Annotated in this window: 5 protein-coding genes and 1 pseudogene; all 6 read right to left on the minus strand. The window is 44.2% G+C overall.

Translation table 11 applies throughout. From position 1 onward, the window contains the following. Positions 1–353 precede the first annotated feature (353 nt). On the minus strand, positions 354–1,007 hold the full coding sequence (locus LQK91_RS21660; RefSeq protein ID WP_105100160.1) for an ankyrin repeat domain-containing protein: 654 nt from the start codon (positions 1,005–1,007) through the stop codon (positions 354–356). 65 nt (positions 1,008–1,072) lie between these two features. Then, positions 1,073–2,335, minus strand: a complete 1,263-nt coding sequence (locus LQK91_RS21665) for a PAAR-like domain-containing protein (RefSeq protein WP_105100153.1) — start codon at positions 2,333–2,335, stop codon at positions 1,073–1,075. Continuing rightward, complete coding sequence (locus tag LQK91_RS21670; RefSeq protein WP_231001679.1) at positions 2,328–2,477, minus strand: hypothetical protein; 150 nt, start codon at positions 2,475–2,477, stop codon at positions 2,328–2,330. The genes LQK91_RS21665 and LQK91_RS21670 overlap by 8 nt, the downstream gene beginning before the upstream one ends. A 14-nt stretch (positions 2,478–2,491) precedes the next feature. After that, positions 2,492–2,998, minus strand: a pseudogene (locus LQK91_RS21675) (type VI secretion system Vgr family protein); the annotation flags it as partial. 394 nt (positions 2,999–3,392) lie between these two features. Then, complete coding sequence (gene tri1, locus LQK91_RS21680; RefSeq protein WP_105100154.1) at positions 3,393–4,484, minus strand: ADP-ribosylarginine hydrolase Tri1; 1,092 nt, start codon at positions 4,482–4,484, stop codon at positions 3,393–3,395. Next, positions 4,481–5,015 (minus strand): ADP-ribosyltransferase domain-containing protein (locus tag LQK91_RS21685; RefSeq protein ID WP_231001680.1); only part of this gene is annotated, 535 nt, incomplete at its 5' end. The genes LQK91_RS21685 and tri1, both read right to left, overlap by 4 nt.

The following is a 5,015-nucleotide window of genomic DNA, read 5'->3' on the forward strand; positions in this document are numbered from 1 at the left end:
ATGCAGAATTAATTAGTGAGGCCAGAACATATACTTAAAATCAGGCATATAATAATTGCAATGTCAGAGTAGTAATCATCATGCCCCATCTTTTAGGTACGAGGAATCATACCAGTACCACACCATCTCGCTATCATGCCAGAAAGTGAATAAGTCAGGGTTTATCACTATGCATCTGACACGCTAGCCAGCACTTCTTAGCGCCTGTTAAATCACGAGCAGAGCGGTTTAAGCCGGCCGTTATGCAATCTGAACCTGTCACTTATTATAACCATGCCAGGTTCATCAGTCCGAATTAATCGCACGTTCAGGCATCCATCAGAAGCTGATTTTGAATTTGACCCAAATACCTGTTAATTTTTTTGGGTTAATTTTTTTATATCTTTCAGCTTATCGATTGCCATTTTATTATCTTTATTAGTATTACTGGTGATTTTATCCAAAAACTGATTAAAAGTCACATTGTTAACATCAGTAATATTTGCATCTGCGCCATGATTAAGAAGGTATTCAACCTGATCATATTGTTGACCATACATACCTTGAAAAATTGCTGTTTGTCCTAAGCTATCTTTTGCATTGACATCAGCACCTATCTCAACAAGATATTTTAGAGTAGGGAAGGATCGTTCATTGGTTGCATAAAATATTATCGGCGTGCTTTCAAATCTCGCATTTTTATCCATCCCGCCTTTAATTAAGGCTTTAAAAAACACAGGGTCTGCGTATCCCGCTGTATTAGTTGCCACAGATCCCATGTCGACAACGTATTGAAGAGGATTAGCGCCATGTTTTACTAAAACACTCAATATATTGAGTCTGTTAACGTCCTTATTTGAAGCTTCACTGAGGGCATAATACAAAAGCGTCAAATCCTTCTCGCCAGGTTTATTAAGATCAGTCTGCGTTGCTAATTTCTCCACCTCATCAACGTTGCCCTCTTCAATTGCCTGCGCCAGCTGGAGCTGGCTTCCTGAAAAATAATCTTCGGGATGAATTTTCTTCATGTCACAAGCCTGTAAAGTTAAAAACGCAAATAAAAAAGGCAAATAAATCATTTTCCTTAGAATGTTCAATTATTTTCTCCTGTGATGGTTGCTATATCATGGCTTTTTTCTAACTCCAGACAGTGTATGACTTGATCCATGCCGTGCAAGGTGACAGGATTGCCCTCTCCGCCGGATAGATTGTGTCTTGTACCTGCGGAGTCAGGTGCCTTCCCCGCAATATACGCTTTTAACATTGCCAGCCCAGGCCCATATTTCATTCCAAACTCCAGCAGTCGCCCGGCATTATTCTCCTGAATATCGGTCAGTATTTCACCTTTCACTCTGAATGCATCGATTTTTTTTCCTTCTCCGGAAGCCGCCGAACCGGAATATCGTGAGACAGTATTCAGGTTTAAACCCGCAGCATTAAATGTCCACCCTTTAACATTTCCTGTTTCTGATGCTGAAGACGCTAACCCACCGCCCAGAGAATGACCGACCACATCAACATTACCTGTTTTAGATAAGTGCGTACCTATTTGAACGGCTTGTTCATAATAGCCCGTTTTTTTGTCAACGCCTTGGTTGAAATTCGCCTTCCAGTCTTCAATCTCACTCGGCCTTGTACCCCGGAAAACGACAGAGGTTTTCATATCCTCACCAAATACAGCCGGATCCGGTGCATAAACTCTGGCTCTGAACCCCGGAGACCCAGTAGCAATAAGATCTTGAGGTTTCAAATTTATCTTTTTTAATGCCTCTGAATTATTACTGATATCAGTCCATCCTTCAGGCATATGAGGGGTTAGTGCCCGGGGATCGCCTCCATCATAAATCACTGAGGCCAGACGAGCTTTTTCAACAGCGGTGTTATCCAGTTCAAGACGATTTGCTGCAGCCTGCACATCCTTGTCACCACTGCTCTTTCCTAACTCAATAAGATGTTTACGGTACTTCCATCTTTCACTTTTAGACATACCGAGCATGGCAGGCAAGAAATTGCCATTCATGAAAAACATATCCTGAACTCTGATAATTCTGGAACCGCCTATGCTGGTATCAGGACTGTGTTCAATCGGCCAACAATTCCCCTCCACCGTTCCGCTGGTAACACCCTTGTTCGTTCCTGCTGCATCTCCAATCGTTTTGGGTACAAAACTTTGATTGAATACAAAGGCAGGATGCCCATTAAATTTGACAGAATTGATTGTGGACGCAGATGAGCCAAGCGTGGTCTGTACGGGATAGGGGACGGGAGATTGCGATCCCGGCGTAAAACACAGGTCAGGTGCCATACCAACTACTTTGTATGCACCATCTTTACGGGCAGCGTAATTTTCAGCCATTCGTTTTCACCTGGTGTAATTTCGCCAACAGGCTCGGTGGTAAAGGTACAAACTCACTGGCAGTAGGGTCACTATCGAAGCGCGCGGCGAGTTCAAGCTGTTGCTGGCGTTGTTCCGCTTTGATGAAACGCAGTTCGGTCATGACCGGCTCCATAAGAAGTAGTAAATCCCCTCCAGCTCCATCAGGCGGCTGATAAAGTCCAGGCTGCTCTCCTGATACTGCACGCAGTACTCCCACACCCGGTAGCTGCCCGCCAGGCGCGTCTCCACGCTGACCCCGTACTCCTTCAGCAGCGTCTGCACAATCTGCGGCACCGTCTGGCTCTGGAAGATGCGCAGGTTGCGGTCGCGCTGCATCGGCCACAGGTCCGGTTCCACCGTCAGCTGGTAGACCGCGTAGCGGGTGCCGCTCAGCTCCTGGCTGCGCACCGCCACCCGGGTGATTTTGCCGTTGAGGTAGCGCGGGCTCAGCGCGTTCATCAGGCCGTCGGTCGGCAGCGTAAAGGTCACCGGCTTGCCCAGCAGGGCGTGACGGTCGATGCGCGCGTCGGTGGCCAGCAGTTCGGCGGTGAGCACAAAGGGACGGGACAGCGTCTCGGTACCCGTGAGCGTATGGAACAGCAGGCCGTCCGCCGGCAGCTGTGCAGTAATGCGTGAGAACATGGTTTTTTCCGTACAGACAGAACTGACGATGAAGCGTGTCAGTAAATGTGGAAGGTAAAAGATTTTTTATTTAAAGCATCTTCTGATTAGAAGCAATGGATTTCAGGATGAAATTATTTATCAAAAATCCCGATTAAAAAACGAGAAACATTTATGAACATGGTCAGCGCAATAATTTTTTAGTCAACATGTTTTTTGGATATCAACCAGAAAACACAAGGAGAAAATTCTTTTTTGAATAATTTTAATTTATAAATAACAAACAATGCATTATTACTCAGATCAAGTTCAGCGAAATGTCTTTACAGTTTAGTGAATGTGATTAGAAACCATTTCAACTTCAATCTTTTTATTTATAAAAAAAATCCCATACTTCAGATATGGGATCTTATCATCAATCTTTCTCTTCAGGTGCTAAGTGAAACAGCTTTTCGGCCAGCGCAAGAATTCTGTCTTTATCGACTATTTTATTAACCCACTCCTGAGGAATGCCTGACAGTCCATACAATGCGCCCGCTAACTGACCAGCCGTTGCTGCCACACTATCAGCGTCATCAGCAAGATTTGCCGCCAGCAAAATGGCATCTTTAAAATTGTCTGTATGCCAGACGGCCCATAATGCGGCCTCAAGGGTGTCGATAACATAGCCCGAGGAGCGAATTTGATCCCGATGCTTTTCTTTATATTCACCGGCATTGATGATCAATACACGTAATGTTGATCCCATAAGATGAGGAGCAAAGCTCTCACTCTTACTGTAACCATTTAAGATGTAATGAAGCATGACATTAAAAAAGCGACAGCTATCTATAGACTCTGCGGCACAATGTGTAGCCTCACTCTGTAATATCGCATCTCGCCAACCGTCAATAAACGATTTCCTTCTGAAAATAGCAGTAGGTGCATGGCGGATTAATGCTGCATTTCCTGCAGTCTCAGGAGAAGTATTCCCCATCCAGGTTGGTCCATGAAGTACAAACTGCTCAAGCGCATAGCGCGTTGTATTACCTATATCAAAGCATACGCCATTAGAACTATTTGTCCCATTCTTATACCAGTTAAGTAACTTTTGTCGGAACAATGTAATATCACATTTATGGCTTTCAATATAAGTTTCAGCGAGACACAGCGCCATCGAGGTGTCATCAGTCCACTCACCGGGTTTAAGAGAAAAAGGTCCCCCGCCAACCATATCATCAACGCGAGCTTTATCTCTTGGCATAAATTCTAGCGTTGTGCCGATAGCGTCTCCAACCGCCAACCCCATCAAAGCGCCCTGACATTTATCTAATGACTGTTCATCAGTAATTTTCTGAGGTAAGGATTTCGCCCATTCTGGCTTGAGAGCGTCCTCAGGTTTAGCGCGTAAAGGTTTTTGCTCATAAGACATTCTGTTCATCAACTGCCGTGATGCCTGGGGTATTAAATGAGCGTAACGTCTGGCATAAATGAAAAGCGCATCATCATCAACCCTAAGATCAATCATAAAAACTCCTTATAAGTCAATGTAATATTCCCGCCATCATCAATTCTTTCGATAACTTTAAATTGTGTGTCTGGAGGGTATAAAACTTCCGCTTCAAGAGGATACTCTGATAAAAATGCCACGTCTCGCCCGGAAGCACCATTGACTTTAATCAATATGTTACCTTGAAATGGTTCATTTGAGGATGTACTCATAAATGCACCATCTGAAACAATGTTACCAGGCTGATTTTTAGCAAGTATTTCTTCAGGAAGGGAATTTATCCCTCGATATGAAAGTCCTTTATTAGGAGGGAGCTTGGAAAGGCCATCCTTAGCATGTGCGGCAAAGGCTTCTAATTCTGGAGTTAATGGAGTTTGACCTCTTAATGCTGGATTTAATGCTGTGTAACCCTCATTCGTGGTATAGCCATATAAAGCTCCCACTTGGTCATCCGTAAGCATTGCAGACTTCACCGCATTAGTGACACTCATCTCATTGATAATTCTAGCGGCCACTTTTTGCACTGTATCGTCATGAAAAGCAGATGCG

Source organism: Pantoea sp. MHSD4 (assembly GCF_021043305.1).
Taxonomy (GTDB): Bacteria; Pseudomonadota; Gammaproteobacteria; order Enterobacterales; family Enterobacteriaceae; genus Pantoea; species Pantoea eucalypti.

What these genes read in the sequence shown, in the direction of transcription:
- tri1 (WP_105100154.1), bottom strand. Translation starts at nt 4,484, where the DNA reads ATGATTGATCTTAGGGTTGATGATGATGCGCTTTTCATTTATGCCAGA.
- LQK91_RS21665 (WP_105100153.1), bottom strand. Translation starts at nt 2,335, where the DNA reads ATGGCTGAAAATTACGCTGCCCGTAAAGATGGTGCATACAAAGTAGTT.
- LQK91_RS21660 (WP_105100160.1), bottom strand. Translation starts at nt 1,007, where the DNA reads ATGAAGAAAATTCATCCCGAAGATTATTTTTCAGGAAGCCAGCTCCAG.
- LQK91_RS21670 (WP_231001679.1), bottom strand. Translation starts at nt 2,477, where the DNA reads ATGACCGAACTGCGTTTCATCAAAGCGGAACAACGCCAGCAACAGCTT.